The sequence below is a fragment of the Nitrospirillum amazonense genome, from assembly GCF_029594735.1.
GTDB lineage: Bacteria > Pseudomonadota > Alphaproteobacteria > Azospirillales > Azospirillaceae > Nitrospirillum > Nitrospirillum amazonense.
Genome location: NZ_JARPAF010000004.1, coordinates 318687 through 336744 on the forward strand (window position 1 = coordinate 318687; position 18058 = coordinate 336744).

Consider the following 18058-nt stretch of genomic DNA (forward strand, 5'->3'; position numbering starts at 1 on the left):
AAAGCCTGAAGGAAAGCCTCCGCCCATGACCGACACCTTCCAAACCGATGACCTCGTCCGTTACGCCGTGGGCCTGCACAAGGCCGGCAAGCACGAGGCGGCGGAGGCCATTTATCGCCAGGTCCTGGACCGCGACCCCGGCCGGGGCGACGCCGCCCATCTGCTGGGTATGCTGCTTGCCCAGACCGGCCGCCTAAGGGAGGCGGAGTCCCATATCCGCCAGGCCCTGACGCGCTTCGACGCCATGGCCGACCTGCACGCCAGCCTGGGCCTGGTGCTGGCGGACCTGGAACGGCTGGAGGAGGCTGCCGCCAGTTGGCGGCGGGCCCTGGCGCTGGCGGCGCCCGGCACCCCCTGGGTGCCCGAGGTGGCGGCGCGACTGGCCGCCGTGCCCGCGGTTCCCGCGCCGCCGCCGCAGGGGGATGCTGTGGCCTTGCTCGCCCTGGCGCGGCAGCGGCTGCGCACGGACGACCTGGGGGCGGCGGAAGCCCTGTGCCGCGAAGCCCTGGCCGCGGATGGAACGTATGCCGACGCCTGGAACATGCTGGGCGTGCTGGCGCTGCAGGTGCGGGACGAAGCCGCTGTCGAGCATTTCGCGGCGGCGGTGCGGCATGCGCCCCAGAATGTGGCCCACCACAGCAACCAAGCCGCCGCCCTGTATCAGCTGGGTCGGCCGGCCGAGGCGGCAGAGGTGATCAATAACGCCCTGGCGGTTATCGGCGCGCGCGCCAGCCTGCTGGCCCAGTTGGGTGATGCCCGCTTCGCCCAGGGGGACAGCGTCGCCGCCGCCGCGGCCTATCGGCTGGCGCTGGATTATCTGGCGCAGGAACAGGCCCAGGGGGTGGTCTCCGGTATCGACGCCTTCCGCGTCCAGGGTAACCTGGCCCGGGCATTGTGCGCCTGTGGCCTGGCGTGCGACGCGGTGGCCGTGGCGCAGACGCGGGCGGCGGGCGTACCGGGGGTGGACGCCTGGCGCGACCTGGCCATCGTCTTGCTGGCGGCGTATGACCCGGACGCCGCCCTGGCACCCATCCTGCGGGCGGTGGAGGCGGCGCCGGAACGCGCGGATCTGCGCGTGACCGCGGCGGCCGCCTGCATCGACGCCAACCGCGTTGACGAGGCGGCCGCTCATGTGGCGGCTGCCCTGGATCTTGACCCCCACTCGGCCGAAGCGCATGCCAACCAGGGTTTCATCGCCCTGCGGCGCGGGGATCCCGTGACGGCGGAATCCTGTTTCCGCACGGCGCTGGACCGTCATCCGCCAACGCGCGACGCCAACATCGCGGTGTTGCACCAGGGGTTGGGCATGGCCCTGCTGCAGCAGGGCGACGTAGTGCGCGGCGCCCCGCATTTCGCCTGGCGTCGGCATATGCCCGGCCAGGGCCAAGGCTTGGCCGATGTGCCGCCCTGGGATGGCGTGGTGAGGCCGGGCGCGCATCTGGTCATCACCGCCACCCGGGGGCATGGCGACGTGATGCAGTTCATCCGCTATGCGCGGCCGCTGCGGGCGGCGGGCATGCGGGTGGTGTTCCGGGGCATGGACATCCTGCTGGACCTGTTAGCGGCCTCTGATTTGGTGGAGGACGTCGGCACCCTACGCGACCCCTTGCCGTCGCCCAGGCCAGGGCATCAGTGGGTGCAGGCGGACTGCATGGCCCTGCTGGCCCTGGCGGGCACGGGCCTGGGCTGGGCGGCGGACACGGTGCCGTACCTGGCCCCGCCGGCCGATGCCGTTGCCCGCTGGGCCGGGGTGCTGGACACCCTGCCGCCGGTGCGGGTGGCGCTCAGTTGGGCGGGCTCGACCCTGTTTCCCTACCACCGCCACCGGGCGCCCCGCTTGGCACCCCTGCTGCCGCTGCTGACCGATGCGCGCCTGGCCGGCCGCGTGGGCTGGGTGTCGGTGCAGACGGACGACGGACGCCGGGATCTGGAAACGGTGGACCTGCCGCTGGCGGTGCGCGAGGACTTTCTGGACATGGGCGACGGCCTGCGCAGCTTCGCCGACACGGCCGCCATCCTGGCCCAGGTGGATGTGGTCATCACCCTGGACACCGCCGTGGCTCATCTCGCCGGCGGCTTGGGCCGGCCCCTGTGGCTGATGCTGGATACGGGCTCGGAATGGCGCTGGCTGACCCGGCGGACGGACAGTCCCTGGTACCCGACCGCCACCCTGTTCCGCCAGGCGCGCCCCGGCGATTGGTCCGGCGTGGTCGCGGCCCTGGCGGATGCGCTGTCCGCCTATGTGGGAGCGTCCATCGTTAGGGGGGCCTCTGCAGGAACGAGTCCCGGGGCAGTTTGAATGGATAGCCAGTCTTTTGGGTTAGGATGCCGTCACGACGCTTGAATCGGCCCGCCCCACCGCCAATCGTTTAAGGGGTGAGGTGGCGATGCGGGATTTGACAGGCGTTTTCGACCGTACGGGGGCGATGGCCCGCCCGCCGTATCGTGGCTTGTGGGGCGAGATCTGGTCGCTGCCCAGCTATCGTCCCGCGCCGCCGCCCCCCCTGCCGGTGGGCGACCGCACCGTCCTGGTCATACCAGCCTTCCTCACCGCCGACCCCTTCACCCGGCCTTTGCGCGGCTTTCTGGCCCGGTGCGGCCACACGCCCCGAACCTGGGGGCAGGGGATCAACTGGGGCCCCACGGCGCCAGCCCGCGCCGGCCTGCGCCGCCGACTGGATGAGATCTGCGCCGCGACGGGCACGACCGTCGATGTGGTGGGTATCAGCCTGGGCGGCCTGCTGGCCCGCGACCTGGCGCAGCACAGGCCGGACCAGGTGCGCCGCGTGGTCACCATCGGCAGCCCGGTGCGCCTGCCCACGGCCACGCCCCTGGAACCCCTGATCCGACTCATTGCCCGCCGTTATCCCGAGGATCTTGAGCCTGGGCAGTTGTCCCAACCCCTGTCCATGCCCACCACCGCCATATACAGCCGCGACGATGGCGTCGTCGCCTGGCAAAGCTGCTGGGTGCCGGAACCACAGGGCCGCGTGGTGGCGGTGGATGGCGCCCACGTCACCATGTGCCGTAATCCGGACGTGTTGCGCGCCGTGGCCGAGGCGCTGGCCTAATCAGGGCGTCGCGTCGTCGCGGAAGATCATCTCAATGGGCAGGCCGAACAGCCGCCCAATCCTGAAGGCCAAGGGCAGCGACGGGTCGTAACGTCCCGTCTCCAGCGCGTTGACCGTCTGGCGCGATACGTCCAGCCGGCGGGCCAGGTCGGCCTGGGTCCAGCCATAGCGGGCGCGCATCTCACGCAGGCGGTTGTTCATGCGGGCACCCTCTTGCGATGGCGGCTCTTCCCAGGGCGGGGCGGGCCGTCACTCCTCGTCATTCTCGTCCCCCTCCGGCGCCTGCAGCCAGCGGCCCAGGAACTGGCCAACGACCAGCAGCAGCACCATCAGCGGCCACACCGTGAACATGGACAGGCGCGGGAAGCCCGCGACCTCCAGAAAGCCGTAGGTGAAGGTCAGCAGGGCGGTGCCGGCGAAGGCGAAGCCGATGGCGATCAGCTGCACCCGTCCCTCTTCCGGCCCGCTGCGGCGCAGGTGGCGCACCACGGCCCACCAGATGCCGATGCAGGCGACCATGGGGGCGAATGCCACCACGGTACGGGTGCCGCCCTGGACCCAGCCGTTGTTCAAGGCCATCAGGGCCAGGGTCATCAGCAGGCCGTAGGCCAGCAGGGCCACCACGAATTCGATGAGATAGCGTTTGCCGGGCATGCGTGGGATCCGTTGGGCGGGCGGGGGCTATCCCCCGGAGAATACAGACAGGTCGCTCACCCAGACAAGTATGCGCGACATGGCGGTGTCGTTGCCTTGGTAGGCGCATTACGCGTCGGTGATCAGGGTGTTCAGGGCGTCCAGCCGGTCGGCCAGGGGGCCGTCGCGGCGGATCAGCATGCGGATCTGCACGGGCGCCAGCGCGAAGGGCAGCGGCGCCAGCTCGCCCGCCAAATGCATTGTCTCCAGCAGATGCAGTCCGTTGCGATGAACCAGGACGCAAAAATCCGCCCGGCCGTAGCGCACGCGCTGCAGCATGCCCTCCGTCGTGCCGCTGCGTTCTAGGTTCAGGCCACGGGACTCCAGCGCGTCCATCTCGGCGCCATAGGCGCTGCCCAGCGGGGCAACACCCGCCCGGCCGAACAAATCGGCGACGGTGCGGTAGCGCCCCACATCGGTACTGCGCACGAAGGCGCGCACGTCGTCGGTGGCATAAGGGGCGGTATAAAGCATGCGGTCCGTGCGCTCGGCGTTCCACAGCGCGGAGACCAGCAGGTCCACCCGGCCGTGCTCCAGCGCCGCCAGTGCCCTTTGCCAGCGACCGAACGTCAAAGGTATGGCCGCCAGTCCCAGGTGGTCCAGTGCTGCCTGTGCCTTGTCGGCCCCCAGGCCACGGAGCCGATCCCCCTCCTCCCAGCTGTAGGGGAACCAGGCGGGGTTGCCGCCGATACGGATGGCGGGCGTCTGCGCCCCGGCACCGCGTCCGGCCGCGCCCCATAAGGCGGCGGCCAATAAGAACCCGCGTCGCGTGGTCACGCCGGCGGCGGTGCCCGTCGCACCGGATGCCGTCATCGCTTGTCTGCCCCATCTCGCCCCACCGTCCCGGCTGGCCTTCCACCGGCCACGCCGTCGGGGGCGTCATTCGTTCGCTTGCAGGATGGCAAAGGATGGCAGGCCTGTCGCCCGGGTTCTACCACCGTCAGCAATCTTTCATGGGCGTTTCGAACGTGAACCGGTGGCCGGCCGCAAAAGCGAACCCCCGGATGCGGGGGCATCCGGGGGTGTCGGTCTTTACGGGAACATGTCGTCCACGGCGCTTTGGCTCAGCTTGCCGTCGCTGGCGGGCGGCTCTGGTGCCTTGGCTGGCTTGGGCGGAGGGGGCGGCGGTGCCACTGGCGGCGGCGATGCGACCGGGGCGGGCGGCGGCGGTGGAGGCGGCGGGGGGGCGGCCACCGGGGCGAAGCCACCGCCATCCATCAGGGCATCGACCATGTTCTGGTCGATGCCGCCGCGCAGGGCGGGGCCGTGCATCAGATGGCTGTCGGGGCGGACGTCCTGCGGATCGTCCATGATGGCCTCGGCCGCTTCGGTTTCCAGGCCCCAGATTTCGATCATGGTGTGCACCCGGCGCTCGATATAGCGCATGGTGTTCACGACCTTGGTCATGCGCTGGCCGGTGATGTCCTGGAAGCTGCACGCGGTCATGATCTCCATGACCTCGTTATCCAGTTCGCTGGCCACGGCCGGCGACTCGCCGCGCAGGCGGTCGGCCACCGACTGGATGCGCTCGGCCCCGTTCAGGATCTCGGTGGTGGCGTGCTCGGTCGCCTGCAGGATGGCGTCCAGTTCCTCGGTCGCCAGCATGATGCGGTTGGCGGAAGGGTCGTCCGGCTTCAGGGCCGCGATCTCGCGCCGGGTCTGGGCGATGTGCGACGCCATTTCCTGCAGCTCCCGCCGCAGGATGCGGATATGGGCGCCGGAGCTGTCGACCTCGCCCCCCGTCTTGGCTTCCTTCAACAGACGGCGCACGTCGTCGATGGCGACGACGCGGCCCCGGCGGTCCCGCATGCGCAGAAAGGCACGCCCGCGCGCCGTGGACTGCAGCGCGTCCTCGATACGGGCGTATTCCTCGTCAGACAGGTCGGAAAAGAAATCCGACACAGGCATCACCCCAGCGCGCCGATGACGCTCTCGATCTTTTTCTTCAGCGTGTCGGCGTTAAAAGGTTTCACGATGTAGTTGTTGACGCCGGCTTCCTTGGCGGCAACGACGTTCTCGGTCTTGGACTCCGCGGTCACCATGATGAAGGGCGTGCCCTTAAGGCGGACGTCCGCGCGCACTTCCTTGAGGAGCTGAAGGCCGGTCATGGGCTCCATGTTCCAGTCGGAAATGACCAGGCCGAAAGTGGATGCGCGCAGCTTGGCCAACGCTTCGGCGCCGTCGGCGGCCTCGTCGATCTTGGTGAAGCCGATCTGCGTGAGCAGGTTCCTGATGATGCGCCGCATCGTCGCGTAGTCGTCGACGACAAGGACCTGGATATTCAAGGACACGCAAACCCCCAAGTGCCAAAAGTTGAGCGGAGGATGGAAACAGGGCGCGGGAGAGTGCCCCCTCCGATCCGGTGGCCGGTCAGGAAATCCTGCCGGGTGGGCGTTCTGCCCGTTCCGGGACATGAAAACACTTCCCGGCGCGTCCCTTCTGAACGGCGCCGCGCGGCACTTTGGAAGGCGCCCAAACGGTTGTCAAGCATCGCCCCGGGATAGCTTGTCTCTTTAACGGAATCACCAATAGCCGACCCCAAGGGCTTGAGCGCCTTGCAACTCTTGGGTGGTCTCAGCGGCGCGGGACCAAGGCCAGGATGCGGTCGCACGCCTCGGTGATCGCGGTGTCGGCGACCAGGCGGGCGGCCATCTCGGCGCAGCGGCGTTTCAGGGCGTGATCGCTGGTCAGGCGCTCTAACGCCGCCGCCACGGCGGCGGGGCGGTAGAGGCGCATCGTCAGCTGCGTGCCGACGCCCAGGGCGACGGCCCGGGCGGCGTTGTCGAACTGGTCATGGGCCATGGGCCGGATCAGTTGCGGCACGCCGGCGGCCAGCGCCTGGCTGGTGGTGCCGATGCCGCCATGGTGGACGAAGGCCGCGCAGCGGGGCAGCAGGCGGCTGAAGGGCGCGTAGTCAACTCGTATCATGCCGGGCGGCAGCGGATCCGGCACCTGGTCGGCATGGCGGGTCAGCAGCACGCCGCGCCGGCCCGACAGGCGGCAGGTCTCCGCCGAGGTGGTGAAGAAATCCAGCGCGCGCGCCGTGGCGGTGCCGGACGTGAAGGCCACGGGCGGCGGCCCCTCCGCCAGGAAGTCATCCAACTCAGGCGGAAGCGCTGCGGTGGGGGCGCCATCGTACAAGGGGAAGCCGGTCAGGACCAGGCCGGCGGGCCAGTCGGGCTGGCGCGGCGCGTACCAGTCGGGGAACAGCCCGATGACCAGGTCGGCCTGGTTCAACCAGTCGCCCATGGGGCGGTGCACCGGCGCCAGGCCCACGGCCCGGCGGTGCCGGTTCAGCACCGCACCCAGGGTTGGGGCCACCATGAAATCGTCGACCAGGCGCCAGAACAGCTGCTTAAGCCAGCGTGGCGCCCCAGCACCCGGCACCGGCCCCCCATGGCGCGGAAGCGCGTGCAGGGTGCGGAGGACGCCGGGCGCCAGGTGGACGGTGACGGCGGGCAGGCCGTGGCGCTCCGCCAGCGACCGTGTGGCGAAGGCCAGCGTGCTGCCCACCACAAGGGTTTGACCCGGCACCACGGCGGCGTCCAGCGTGGCCCAGGCCGTCGCCCCCGTATGCTCCATGGCTTGGGCCATGACGCGCAGCGACCGGCTGGGATGGTTCAGGTCGGGATGGCGCAGCAGGCTGTCGTAGAATTCCGTCGTGCCCAGGGCGGTGAAGGGCACTCCCGCCTGGCGCGCCAGCGGCTCGAACACGGCCATGGCGAAAAGCTGGGGTTCATGCCCGCGCCGTCGCAGTTCCGCGCCCAGGGCGATGAAGGGCAGGACGTCCCCATGCGAGCCGGCGGCGACGATCAGAATTTTCACAGGTGTCGGCGCCTTCATCCACATGACGTCCCGGACTTACCTTGGCCTTGGCGTGGTGGCAAGGCGCCCGGATTCTTCGCCCGCCGTCGTGTAAGGGCGGCGGGCCGTTGCCTGGCCCCCGTCCGGGCGCTAGGGTCCCCAGCCCACATCTTTAGTTCCCTGTGAAAGGGCCACCCGCCCCATGCGCCGTTCCATCCTTCTCGCCGCCTTGCTGCTGCTGTCGCCCTCCGCTCTGGCGCAGTCGGCGCCGGCAAAGTCCGCCCCGTCCAAGCCGGTATCCGACCTGCCCGCAGGTGGCCTGCCCAAGATGGGCGGCGACTACCAGGCGGCGGAGGCCCTGACGGTCAACGGCGTGCGCCAGGACCTGCGCGTCTACCATGACCAGGGCCGGGAACGGCGCGAGATGAGGGAGGGGGGGCTCAGCACCATCCTCATCCTGCGTCCCGATCGCGATACCGCCTTCGTGCTGCAGCCGGAGTCGCACATGGTGGCGCCCCTATCCCCCCAGGACCCGGAGGCAGCCCCCGACCTGACCCGTCTATCACAGCTGGACGCCGAGGCGCTGGGCCGGGACACGCTGGGGGGTGAGGCGGTGGTCCGCTACCGCGTCATCGGCACCTACGACCAGGGTGGCGGGTTCGAGGGCCAGGTCTGGTCCACGGCGGACGGCATCTACATGCGGGTCGAAGGCACGGCCAATGACGGCAATGGCCCCGTCACCATTCGCCTGGACCTGGCCGACCTGAAGCGCGGCCGGCAGGACGGGGCCCTTTTTGAGTTGCCCAAGGGCTACACCATGATGAACTTCGGCCCAATCGACGCGCCCGTTCCGGAAGGCTTGCGCGGGGATACGCCCAAGCCGTAATCCTTATCCCCGCGGGTGGGCCCCTGGGGTGGCCCTATCGGGTGGGGGAAGCCACCGTCCAGGATAAAACAACCGGCACCGTCCGGCGTCCGGCCTTGATCTCAAGGGCGGCGGAATGGGCGGCCGGCTTCGCAGGAGCGGTTTGATGCGCGGGCACAGCTTTATCTATTCCACCCTGACCTATTCCACCCTACTGGCGGCGACGCTGGCCCTTCCGTTCGCGGCCGGCACCGCCCAGGCGCAGGTGCCGCTGAACGCCCGCCCCGCTATCGGCGGCCAGGTCGATGCCCAGCACCAGTTCATCCTGGATTACGCCAAGCAGCCCGGCGTGGAAATGTCTACCAACGGCGTCGCCTATCGTTTCCTCCGCAAGAAGGAGCCGGCCGTCGGCCAGCAGCCCAATCCCAGCAACCGCATCCGGGTGCATTACGAGGGCAGGCTGACCGACGGCACCGTCTTCGACAGCTCATACCAGCGGGATGAGACGGCGGTCATGTCCCTGGAAAAGGTGGTGAAGGGCTGGGTCGAGGTGATCCCGCGCATGCATGTCGGCGACAAGATCGAAATGGTCATCCCGGCGGAGATGGGCTACGGCCAGAAGGGTTCGGGTGACGGTGTCATCCCCGCGGGCGCCACCCTGATCTTCAAGGTCGAGTTGTTCGAGGTCATGCCGGGCGAACTGCGCAGCAAGGGCGCCGGCTGATCGGGGGCGCGATCGTTCCGGCGGCTTGCGCGCCGGGCGTCGCCGCCTAAAGACTCTTGCGTTGTTGCGCCCAACCCCGTCACATCTTGGGATGTATACCGTTCGGGGAGTCCCGCCGGTACCGAGGGAACAGGCACGGGCAAGGTTTTGGGATCAGTCGCCGTCGTGAGCTTAGGGACGACCGCCATGGGGTGGGGGCGAGTGCGGCGCTGGCTGGCGGCCGTCTTGCTCTGCGTCCCGGGCTGGCTTGGCGCCCTGCTGCCGCCTGCGGCGGCGCAGGAATACGCCTTCCGCTCCTACACCCAGGAAGATGGCCTCGCCAACTTGTCCATCACTGCCCTGGCGCAAGATGCCATGGGCTTCCTCTGGGTGGGGACGGAGAACGGGCTCTATCGTTTCGATGGTGGAAAATTCCAGCGTTTCGGCCCTAGTGAGGGGCTGAAGGAACCCTACGTCAGCGCGATCCACGTGACACCGTCGGGGGTGCTGTGGGTGGGTACGACCGGCGGCCTGTACCGCTGGGACGGCCGCATCTTCGCCCCCGTGTCCCAGGACGGGCGGCCGGTGCCCGTATGGCAAGGCCAGAAGCTGGCGTCGCTGGATGCGGGCCACCTGCTGGTGGTGGGCCGCGAGGACCTGCTGGTGGTGGAGGCGCATAGGGCCGAAGCCGCGCCAGGCGCCGCGGCCGCCGTCGCCTGGGTCGCCCGCCCTTATTTCACGCCGGACCAGAAGGCCGCCCAGCCGGCGCTCAACCGAATCCAGAGCGTACGGGTGTTCGGTGTGGGCGAGCAGGGCGGCGGCGACATATGGCTGGGCTGCGGCCAGGCGCTGTGCGAGGTTCGCCAAGGCCAGCTGAAGTTGTGGGGGCCCGACCAGGGCGTCGCTCCGGATCGCTGGGGCAACGTGCTGCGTGATGTCGACGGCACGTTGTGGGCGCGTGGTGAACACCAGGTGCTGGCGCTGGCGCCGGCCGCTGCCGAGGGTGATGGTGGGCGCTTCACGGCGCAGTTGCCGCTGCCCTCGACCCGCACCAACGTCCGGGTGTTCCTGCCCCTGCTGCAGGATATGGATCGCAACATCGTCACCTTTGGCGACCAGGGCCTGCTGCGCCTGGCACATCCAGGCAAGGGGCAAGCGCCGAGCCGCTGGGAGCAGCTGGGCGACGCCAATGGCCTGCCGGCGCGGGAGGTCAGCGCCCTGCTGGTCGATCACGACGGCGATCTTTGGGTGGGATCGGCCGGCTTGGGCCTGACCCACTGGGTCGGCTATCGCAGCTGGGCCAACTGGACGGCGCGCCAGGGGCTGATCCATGAATCCGTCTGGTCCTTTCGCCGTGACGGTGCCGGACGCCTGGTCATCGGCACCGACGGTGGCCTGGCCCGGCTGGAAGAAGGGGGCGACATTCCCCCGCACATCATTCCGGCGCCTGGCGGCCAGCCCGTTCTGAACCATCAGGTCGGCAGCCTGGCGTTGGACAAGTCCGGCCGCTTGTGGGGCGGCACCTTCTCGGGCCTGCTGTTCTACCAGGATCCGGGGAAGGACGGGGCGCCGCCGCCGCCTGTCGTTGTCGTCGCCCACCTGCCCCTCATCTTCCAAGTTTTCATCGATGCGCAGGGCCGGTTGTGGGTCATGACGCGCAAGAAGGGCCTTTACGTCATCGACAAGCCGGAAGGTCCGAATCCCCTCGTGGCGCCCCTGGGTGCTGCCCTGCCCATTCCGCCCGACAGCTCGGTTTCCAGCGCCTGCCAGGCGCCGTCCGGCACCCTGTGGTTTGCGACGGAAGCCGGCGTGCTGCGCTTTGGCGAGGGTAAATGGACAGCGCCGACCATCACCGGCGTGCCCCCGGTCACCCGCTTCAACGTCATCGCCTGCGCCCGCGACGGCAGCCTGTGGTTGGGCGGCGAGACCGTCCGCCTGGCCCATGTGCAGGAGCCGTCAGGCAACGCGCCGGGGGCCGGCACCGGCGTTCTACAGCCTGTGGGCGATGTGACAGAGGATCTTGTGGGCGACCGCCAGGTGCTGGGCCTCCTGGAGGACCGGCGCGGCTGGATGTGGCTATCTACCGACAGCGGGGTGCTGGTGTGGAACGCTGGCGCCTTGCGTCAATACAGCCACGATACCGGCCTGGTGTGGAACGACTGCAACCAGAGCGCCCTGATTGAGGATGATGACGGAACCCTGTGGGTGGGCACCAGCAAGGGCCTGACCCATATCACGCGGCCGGATCTGCTGTTCAACCGGCCGGCGCTGGTGACGCGGGTAACGGGCATCGAACGCAACGGCATGGCCTTGCCCACAGACGGCAATTTCGAACTGCCCTGGGATACCGCCCCCCTGACCTTCCATCTGACCACGCCCAGCTTCCGCAGCCGGGGCGGGCAAATCTACCGCTATCGCCTGAACGGTCTGGAAAGCGACTGGAACGTGACGGCGGCCGAGGAAATCCGCTACTCCGCCCTGCCATCAGGCACGTACGAGCTGGAACTCGTGGCCCGCAATACGGCGTTGCAGGCCATGGCCCCCTCCATCCTGGTGCCTTTCAGCATCCGACCACCCTGGTGGCAGACCAAGTTATTCTTCGCCGGCTGCGCCCTGTCCGTAGTCGCGATCGGTGTCGCCATCTACCGCTGGCGCACCCATGCCGACATGCAACGGCGGCGCACCCTGGAAATCCTGGTGGAGGCGCGGACCCGGGAGTTGGAAGCCTCGCGGGAGCAACTGCGCCAGCTTGCCATGTACGACAGCCTGACCCACCTGTGGAACCGCCGCGCCATCCTGGATTTGCTGGAGTTGGAATTGGCGCGACGGCGTGAGGACGCATCGCTGACCGTGGTTCTGGCCGACGTCGACCACTTCAAGCACATCAACGACACCCATGGCCATCCCGCTGGCGACGCCGTGCTGGTCGAGGTGTCGCGCCGCCTGTCCGCCGCCGTGCGCAGCTACGACGCGGTTGGTCGCTACGGTGGCGAGGAGTTCCTGATCCTGTTGCCCGGCCTGGGGCGGGACGACTGTGGGGACGTGCTGAACCGCCTGCATGGCGCCATCTCCCTTACCCCCATCGCCTTGGGTGACGTGCCTGTTGGCGTGGTCCAGGTGCATGAGGAAGGGCGGGCCGAGGCCGCGCCGGACGTGCACGTCGACGCCTTCGGCGTGAGCGTGACGGTGACTTGCAGCTTTGGCGTTATCTCCGTCGGGCCGACCTCCAGCCATGGGCCGACGGGGGTGCCGCCGCTGGCGGAAATCATCAAGCGGGCGGACCAGGCCCTGTACCGGGCCAAGCATCTGGGTCGCAACCGGGTGGAGTACGCGACCGGAACGTGACCGGCCTGCACATGTGAAGAGGGGGCGGGGAAAAGCCGGGGGGCAAGCCATGGGCTTGGACAGGCGCATGTTCATTCGGGCCATATCGGGCGGCGCCGTGCTGGCCGTGGCCGGGCGTGTCTCCGCCTCCCGGGCCATGCCCGAGGATACGGGCGCAGAGGCGGGACCAGTGCGCTTCCTGCTGTCTGCCCTGCCCCTGTGGACGGAAGGGGATGGGGATGGCGCCACCGGCCCCATGCCCGACCTGGCCAGGGCGATCTTGCGCCGCGCCGGCCAGCCCGGCCACCTGGAGGTAATGCCACAGCTGCGCCTGTATGACGAGCTGATGCGGGCGGGCACGGTGGTGTTCGCCCTGTCCGACAATCATCCGCCCGACAGCCGGCTGACAGGCACTCAATTACGGGGAGCCCCGGGCGCGGGCCGCGAGGGGATGTCCGCCTTCGCCTTCGTCCCCCTGGCGCCGGTGCTGCAGATGCCGTTGGCGGTGGTGGCCCGCACCGGCACACGACTGGTCAGCCAGGAGGACGTGCTGGCCCTGGGCCCCGTGGCCAGTACCCGCACCACCGGCGGCAGCGTCGCCCGGCTCATGGACAGGCTGGGCGTTCCCCTGGTGCCGGCCCCCTCGCTGGAGAGTGCCCTGCGCATGCTGCGCGCCGGCCGGGTCAATGGCGTGGTGGGGGCGGAGGTCATGCTGGACGCGCTGATCAGCCGCCTGGGACTGGCCGATGAGCTGGGCAGTAAGTGGCGGGTGGGCGCCATGGAGGGATGGCTCAGCTGCTCCCGCGACGCGGCCGCCACCAAGGCGGCGCAGGATTTGCGACGGGCGGCGGACGAGTTGCGCGCCGAAGGGGTGTTCGACCAAATCGTGGAACGATATCTGGGCGCGGCCGTCCAACCCTTAGGTCCGGTGCCCTGATTTCACTCAGGTGAATTTAGCTCATGTGAAGGTGCGAAAGGCGCGTTTGTCCGGGTTATAAGGAAACGGGAACAGTGGGCGCCTCTTCCCTCGCAAAGGTGTCCCAATGACTACCCCCGTCCTCTTGCGCACCGTCGATGACGACGGCATCGCCACCCTGACCCTGAATCGTCCGGAAAAGCTGAACGCCCTCAGCTACGCCCTGGTCGACGCCCTGCTGAAGGCGTTGGAGGAGATGGAGGGCGACGACGCGGTCCGCGCCGTCATCCTGACGGGTGCCGGCGACCGCGCCTTCTCCGCCGGCGGGGACATTCCGGAGTTCGCCGGCAGCGTGCGCCTGGGCGCGGCGGTGGCGGTTCGTGACTTCGTGCGCCGGGGCCAGGCCCTCACCAGCCGTATAGAGGCCTACTCCAAGCCCATCATCGTCGCCGTCAACGGCCTGGCCTATGGCGGCGGATGCGAGATCACGGAGGCGGCGCCCCTTGCGGTGGCCAGCGACCGCGCCCTGTTCGCCAAGCCTGAGATCAAACTGGCGATGCCGCCCACCTTCGGCGGGACCCAGCGACTGCCGCGTCTGGCGGGGCGCAAGCGGGCGCTGGACCTGCTGTTGACCGGCGATAGCTTCACCGCTGAACGGGCGCTGGACTTGGGGCTGGTCAACCGGGTGGTGCCGCATGATCAACTCATGCCCGCCGCCCGGGACCTCGCCCACCGCATCATCCGTCATGCGCCCGGCGCGGTTGCCGCCATCCTGGCCGCCGTGACACGCGGGGTGAATATGCCCATCGCGGAGGGCCTGGCGGCCGAAAGTGCCGCCTTCGCCGCCCTGGTCCCCGGCCACGATCTGGAGGAAGGGCTGGATGCCTGGATCTCCCGCCGTCCCGCCGTTTACACCGGCACCTGATACGCACGGCATTTGAACATTACCGTTCAAATGCTCCCTCACGCGCCGGGCGGCGGACATCCGTCCGCCTAGGCTTGTCCTTGCTGCGCCCTGCGGTGCTCGCTCCGGCGGCCCCGGTCGGGGCCTACAGCGGCACGAGTTGCCATCTCGTGCCGCTGGTATGACTACACGATCGGGGGCGCGGCCAGCTCCGCCTTGATCCAGGCGCGGAAGGCCGCTACCTCCGGCCGGTTGCGGCCGGCCCGGCTGGTGATCAGCCAATAGCCGGTGCGGATGGGCCTGGGCGGGCCCAGCACGGCCACCAGGCGGCCGGTGGCCAAGTCGGTGTCCACCAGGGGCAGGCGGCCCATGGCCACGCCCAGGCCACTGGCCGCCGCCTCCAGCGCCATGTGCACGGTGTCGAACCGGGCGCCTCCGGTCAGGGCGCTGATATCCACCCCTGTCAGCACCGCCCACGTGGCCCACTCCTCCGTCACGCTGTCGACGTGCAGCACGGGCAGGGACTCCAGGTCGGCCGGGGTGGTCACGCGCGCCGCCAGGGCGGGGGCGCAGACGGGCATCAACGCCTCCCGCACCAGGCAGACGGCGTGCAGGTCGGTCCCCTCGTCGGGTCGCCAGTCGTCCTGGCGCATGCGAATGGCCACGTCTACGCCGTCCCGCGGCAGGTCCGCTGGGCGCTGGCTCGTGTCCAGGGTCAGGGTGATGTCCGGGTGCTGGTCGCGGAAGCGGGGCAGGCGTGGCACCAGCCAACGCAGGCCGAAGGTGGGCGCCACGCTGACCGCCAGCCGGCCGCTGGGCGCGCGGCCGGGCAGGGCGGATGTGGCCACGGCCAGCCGTTCCAGCATGCCACGCACCTCGGGCAGATAGGCCACACCCGCCGGCGTCAAGGCCAGGCTGCGGTGCCCCCGCGTGAACAGCGGCGTGCCCAGCCAATCCTCCAACGCTTGCACAGCATGGCTGATGGCGCTGGGGGTGAGGTTCAATTCTTCCGCCGCCTGCTTGAAGCTGAGATGGCGCCCCGCGGCCTCGAAAGGGCGCAGGGTGCTTAGCGGCGGCAGGTGGTAGGGCATGGCGGCGGCTCATCCATTTTCGGATGAGAATAGTTCATCCGAGGGGTGGCCCGCCACCGCCCCCACGGATTCCCGGCCGGCTCAATCGCCCTTCAGACGCTCCATCTGGGCGCCGCAGGCGTTCAGCTTGTCCTCGATACGCTCATACCCGCGATCCAGGTGATAGATGCGGTTAACCGTGGTTTCGCCCTGGGCGGCCAGCCCGGCGAGCACCAGCGAGACCGAGGCGCGCAGGTCCGTCGCCATCACCGGCGCCCCGGTCAGGTGCGGCACGCCACGCACCAGGGCGGACGAACCGTGGACCGTGATGTTGGCACCCATGCGCGCCAGTTCCGGCACGTGCATGAAGCGGTTCTCGAAGATGGTCTCGGTAATCATCGAGGCGCCTTTGGCCGTGCACATCAGCGCCATCATCTGCGCCTGCAGGTCGGTGGGGAAGCCGGGGAAGGGCTCCGTCATCACGTCCACGCCCAATACCTCGCCATTGGCGCGGCGCACCTTGAAACCGGTGTCGGTGGGGGTGAAGACCACCTCCGCGGCGGTCAAGGCCGTGGCCACGGCCTGGATGTGTTCCAACTCGCCACCCACCAGTTCCAGCTCGCCGCCGGTGATGGCGGCCGCCATGACATAGGTGCCGGTCTCGATGCGGTCGGACACGATGCGATGGCGGGCGCCGTGCAGCGACGGCTTGCCCACGATGTGCAGGCGGTCGGTGCCGATGCCGCTGATTTCGGCGCCCATGGCCACCAGGCAGTGGGCCAGGTCGGTGATCTCCGGCTCACGCGCGGCATTGATCAGGACGGTCTCGCCCTTGGCCAGGCAGGCGGCCATCAGCAGGTTCTCGGTGGCGCCCACCGACACCTGGGGGAAGACGAACTCCGCCCCCCGCAGCCCTTCGGGGGCGGAGGCGTGGATATAGCCGGCCTCAAGCTCGATCTTGGCGCCCATGGCCTGCAGCCCTTTGATGTGCAGGTCGACGGGGCGGGTGCCGATGGCGCAGCCGCCGGGCAGCGACACCTTGGCCTGGCCGAAGCGGGCTACCAGGGGCCCCAGCACCAGCACGCTGGCGCGCATCTTGCGCACCAGGTCGTAGGGCGCCTCGGTGGAGGTGATGGTGGCCGCGGTCAGGTTCACCGCGCGCTGGGCGCAGGAGGTGGCGCCCCCCTCGTACACCATGTCCACACCGTGCTGAGCCAGCAGGTTGGCCATGGTGGTGATGTCGGCCAGGTGGGGCAGGTTGTCCAGCGTCAGCGTCCCCTCGGTCAGGAGACAGGCGGCCATCAGCGGCAGGGCCGCGTTCTTGGCGCCGCTGATGCGGATGCTGCCGTTCAGCGGCGTGCCGCCGCGTATGCGTAACTTGTCCATGGGAAAGGGCCGATCGGTTCGAACGTACCGGTCTTGCGCCCCCATCTTGGGGGCGGCGCCGGCTGAAAGGGTGATGGCGGAGGGGTATGGCGGAATTGGGGCGGCGGCGGTCCGCCGCCTGGAAAATCAATGTGGGTCGCGGCTCACAGGCGCGGCAGGGTCACGCCGCGCTGGCCCATGTATTTGCCCGAGCGGTCGGCATAGGACGTCTCGCAGATGGTGTCGCCCTTCAGGAACAGGAACTGGCACAGGCCCTCATTGGCGTAGACCTTGGCGGGCAGCGGTGTGGTGTTGCTGATCTCCAGCGTCACGTGGCCCTCCCACTCCGGCTCCAGCGGCGTGACGTTCACGATCAGGCCGCAGCGGGCGTAGGTGCTCTTGCCCAGGCAGATCACCAGCACGTCGCGGGGCACCCGGAAATATTCCACCGTGCGCGCGAGCGCGAAGCTGTTGGGCGGGATGACGCAGACGTCGGTCTTGCGGTCCACGAAGCTGGCGTCGTCGAACCGCTTGGGATCGACGATGGCGCTGTCGACGTTGGTGAAAATCTTGAACTCGTCCGCCACCCGTGCGTCATAGCCGTAAGAGGACAGGCCGTAGGAGATGACGCCCTCGCGCTTCTGCGCCTCAACGAACGGTTCGATCATGCCCCGGTTCTGCGCCATGTCGCGGATCCAGGTGTCGGGCATGATGGCCATGGGCGTCGCTCCTGCGGTCGGGGGTCGGTGGGATGTGCACTAACGGTGCGCTTTCCCTTCTTAGACCCTCCCCGTCCGCCGCTCAAGGTGACTCTGACGTCTTGGCTGGTGGGTGTATGCACCAGGAATGGGCGCGGGCTTGCGGCCGTACCCACCACATCTTGGGGGGTCACTCGGTCTCGGCCGCCGGGGCGTCGGTGGCGTCCTCCCGTTCGCGCGACTGCACCTTGCGGCGGCGCAGGTTTTCGCGCAGGGCGGCGGCCAGGCGTTCCTCCCGGGTCATGGTCTTATCGGCGCCGGATTTCGCGGGCGGCTTGTCGGTCATGGGGCGGTGTTACTCCTAAGGGGCCGGGCTGGAGGTGAATGCCCTGGCCTTTGCCCTATCGCGGGGCCCCGAAAATAGGCGCAGAATGGCGGCACGCCAAGGGCTTCGACCCCGCGGACCGTCAGGGCCTGGAACCTGCCGATCAAAATTCTTTCATTTTCTTCGCTCAAAAGGCTTGCATCCCCTCCGCCCCTGTGGCAATTACCCCGCCCACCGGACGGGCGCTGCCGTAGCTCAGTGGTAGAGCACTCCCTTGGTAAGGGAGAGGTCGAGAGTTCAATCCTCTCTGGCAGCACCAT

17 protein-coding genes and 1 tRNA gene are annotated in these 18058 nt (G+C 69.0%); 8 read left to right on the forward strand and 10 right to left on the reverse strand.

The window, feature by feature from the left end:
* Window positions 1–25: 25 nt before the first annotated feature.
* The gene (locus tag P5F91_RS22200) at window positions 26–2299 is read left to right on the forward strand and encodes a tetratricopeptide repeat protein (protein ID WP_277908294.1); all 2274 of its coding nucleotides are present in this window, start codon (window positions 26–28) and stop codon (window positions 2297–2299) included.
* A gap of 88 nt (window positions 2300–2387) precedes the next feature.
* Window positions 2388–3071 (forward strand): alpha/beta fold hydrolase, encoded by a 684-nt coding sequence (locus tag P5F91_RS22205; RefSeq protein WP_277908295.1) that lies wholly within the window; start codon window positions 2388–2390, stop codon window positions 3069–3071.
* Here the strand turns inward: P5F91_RS22205 and P5F91_RS22210 are convergent, their stop codons facing one another.
* The 6 genes from P5F91_RS22210 to P5F91_RS22235 all read right to left on the reverse strand — a co-directional run bounded on the left by P5F91_RS22210 (window position 3072) and on the right by P5F91_RS22235 (window position 7607).
* The gene (locus tag P5F91_RS22210; protein WP_088873784.1) at window positions 3072–3272 is read right to left on the reverse strand and encodes a helix-turn-helix transcriptional regulator; all 201 of its coding nucleotides are present in this window, start codon (window positions 3270–3272) and stop codon (window positions 3072–3074) included.
* Window positions 3273–3320: 48 nt separating this feature from the next.
* Window positions 3321–3725 carry a hypothetical protein gene (locus P5F91_RS22215; RefSeq protein WP_277908296.1) on the reverse strand — a complete coding sequence of 135 codons (405 nt, stop codon included), beginning with the start codon at window positions 3723–3725 and terminating at the stop codon, window positions 3321–3323.
* 108 nt (window positions 3726–3833) lie between these two features.
* Complete coding sequence (locus P5F91_RS22220; protein WP_277908297.1) at window positions 3834–4577, reverse strand: substrate-binding periplasmic protein; 744 nt, start codon at window positions 4575–4577, stop codon at window positions 3834–3836.
* Window positions 4578–4796: 219 nt separating this feature from the next.
* Window positions 4797–5672, reverse strand: a complete 876-nt coding sequence (locus tag P5F91_RS22225; protein ID WP_277908298.1) for a protein phosphatase CheZ — start codon at window positions 5670–5672, stop codon at window positions 4797–4799.
* Window positions 5672–6055, reverse strand: coding sequence for a response regulator (locus tag P5F91_RS22230; RefSeq protein ID WP_004271341.1), 384 nt, complete (start codon window positions 6053–6055; stop codon window positions 5672–5674). The genes P5F91_RS22225 and P5F91_RS22230 overlap by 1 nt, the downstream gene beginning before the upstream one ends.
* A 283-nt stretch (window positions 6056–6338) precedes the next feature.
* Window positions 6339–7607: a glycosyltransferase gene (locus P5F91_RS22235; RefSeq protein ID WP_277908300.1), complete on the reverse strand. Its 1269-nt coding sequence runs from the start codon at window positions 7605–7607 to the stop codon at window positions 6339–6341.
* A 163-nt stretch (window positions 7608–7770) separates the two neighbouring features.
* Here P5F91_RS22235 and P5F91_RS22240 point away from each other — a divergent pair, with 163 nt between their 5' ends.
* From P5F91_RS22240 to P5F91_RS22260, 5 genes are all read left to right on the forward strand, one after another.
* Complete coding sequence (locus P5F91_RS22240; RefSeq protein WP_277908301.1) at window positions 7771–8454, forward strand: hypothetical protein; 684 nt, start codon at window positions 7771–7773, stop codon at window positions 8452–8454.
* Window positions 8455–8599: 145 nt separating this feature from the next.
* Complete coding sequence (locus tag P5F91_RS22245; RefSeq protein WP_277908302.1) at window positions 8600–9157, forward strand: FKBP-type peptidyl-prolyl cis-trans isomerase; 558 nt, start codon at window positions 8600–8602, stop codon at window positions 9155–9157.
* A 186-nt stretch (window positions 9158–9343) separates the two neighbouring features.
* Window positions 9344–12481, forward strand: coding sequence for a ligand-binding sensor domain-containing diguanylate cyclase (locus tag P5F91_RS22250; protein WP_277908303.1), 3138 nt, complete (start codon window positions 9344–9346; stop codon window positions 12479–12481).
* Between the two features lie 67 nt (window positions 12482–12548).
* A complete protein-coding gene (locus P5F91_RS22255; protein ID WP_277908304.1) occupies window positions 12549–13397 on the forward strand; it encodes a substrate-binding periplasmic protein in 849 nt (282 codons plus the stop codon).
* A 106-nt stretch (window positions 13398–13503) separates the two neighbouring features.
* Complete coding sequence (locus P5F91_RS22260; RefSeq protein WP_277908305.1) at window positions 13504–14301, forward strand: crotonase/enoyl-CoA hydratase family protein; 798 nt, start codon at window positions 13504–13506, stop codon at window positions 14299–14301.
* A gap of 164 nt (window positions 14302–14465) precedes the next feature.
* On the opposite strand, the gene gcvA is transcribed toward P5F91_RS22260, so the two are convergent.
* From gcvA to P5F91_RS22280, 4 genes are all read right to left on the reverse strand, one after another.
* Window positions 14466–15371 (reverse strand): transcriptional regulator GcvA, encoded by a 906-nt coding sequence (gene gcvA, locus P5F91_RS22265; RefSeq protein ID WP_277908306.1) that lies wholly within the window; start codon window positions 15369–15371, stop codon window positions 14466–14468.
* Between the two features lie 81 nt (window positions 15372–15452).
* The gene (gene murA, locus P5F91_RS22270; protein ID WP_277908307.1) at window positions 15453–16736 is read right to left on the reverse strand and encodes a UDP-N-acetylglucosamine 1-carboxyvinyltransferase; all 1284 of its coding nucleotides are present in this window, start codon (window positions 16734–16736) and stop codon (window positions 15453–15455) included.
* A 143-nt stretch (window positions 16737–16879) separates the two neighbouring features.
* A complete protein-coding gene (gene dcd, locus P5F91_RS22275) occupies window positions 16880–17434 on the reverse strand; it encodes a dCTP deaminase (protein WP_088873773.1) in 555 nt (184 codons plus the stop codon).
* Between the two features lie 169 nt (window positions 17435–17603).
* Window positions 17604–17759 (reverse strand): hypothetical protein, encoded by a 156-nt coding sequence (locus P5F91_RS22280; RefSeq protein WP_277908308.1) that lies wholly within the window; start codon window positions 17757–17759, stop codon window positions 17604–17606.
* 223 nt (window positions 17760–17982) lie between these two features.
* Here P5F91_RS22280 and P5F91_RS22285 point away from each other — a divergent pair.
* A tRNA-Thr gene (locus tag P5F91_RS22285) sits at window positions 17983–18057 on the forward strand.
* The last annotated feature ends 1 nt before the right edge of the window (window position 18058 follow it).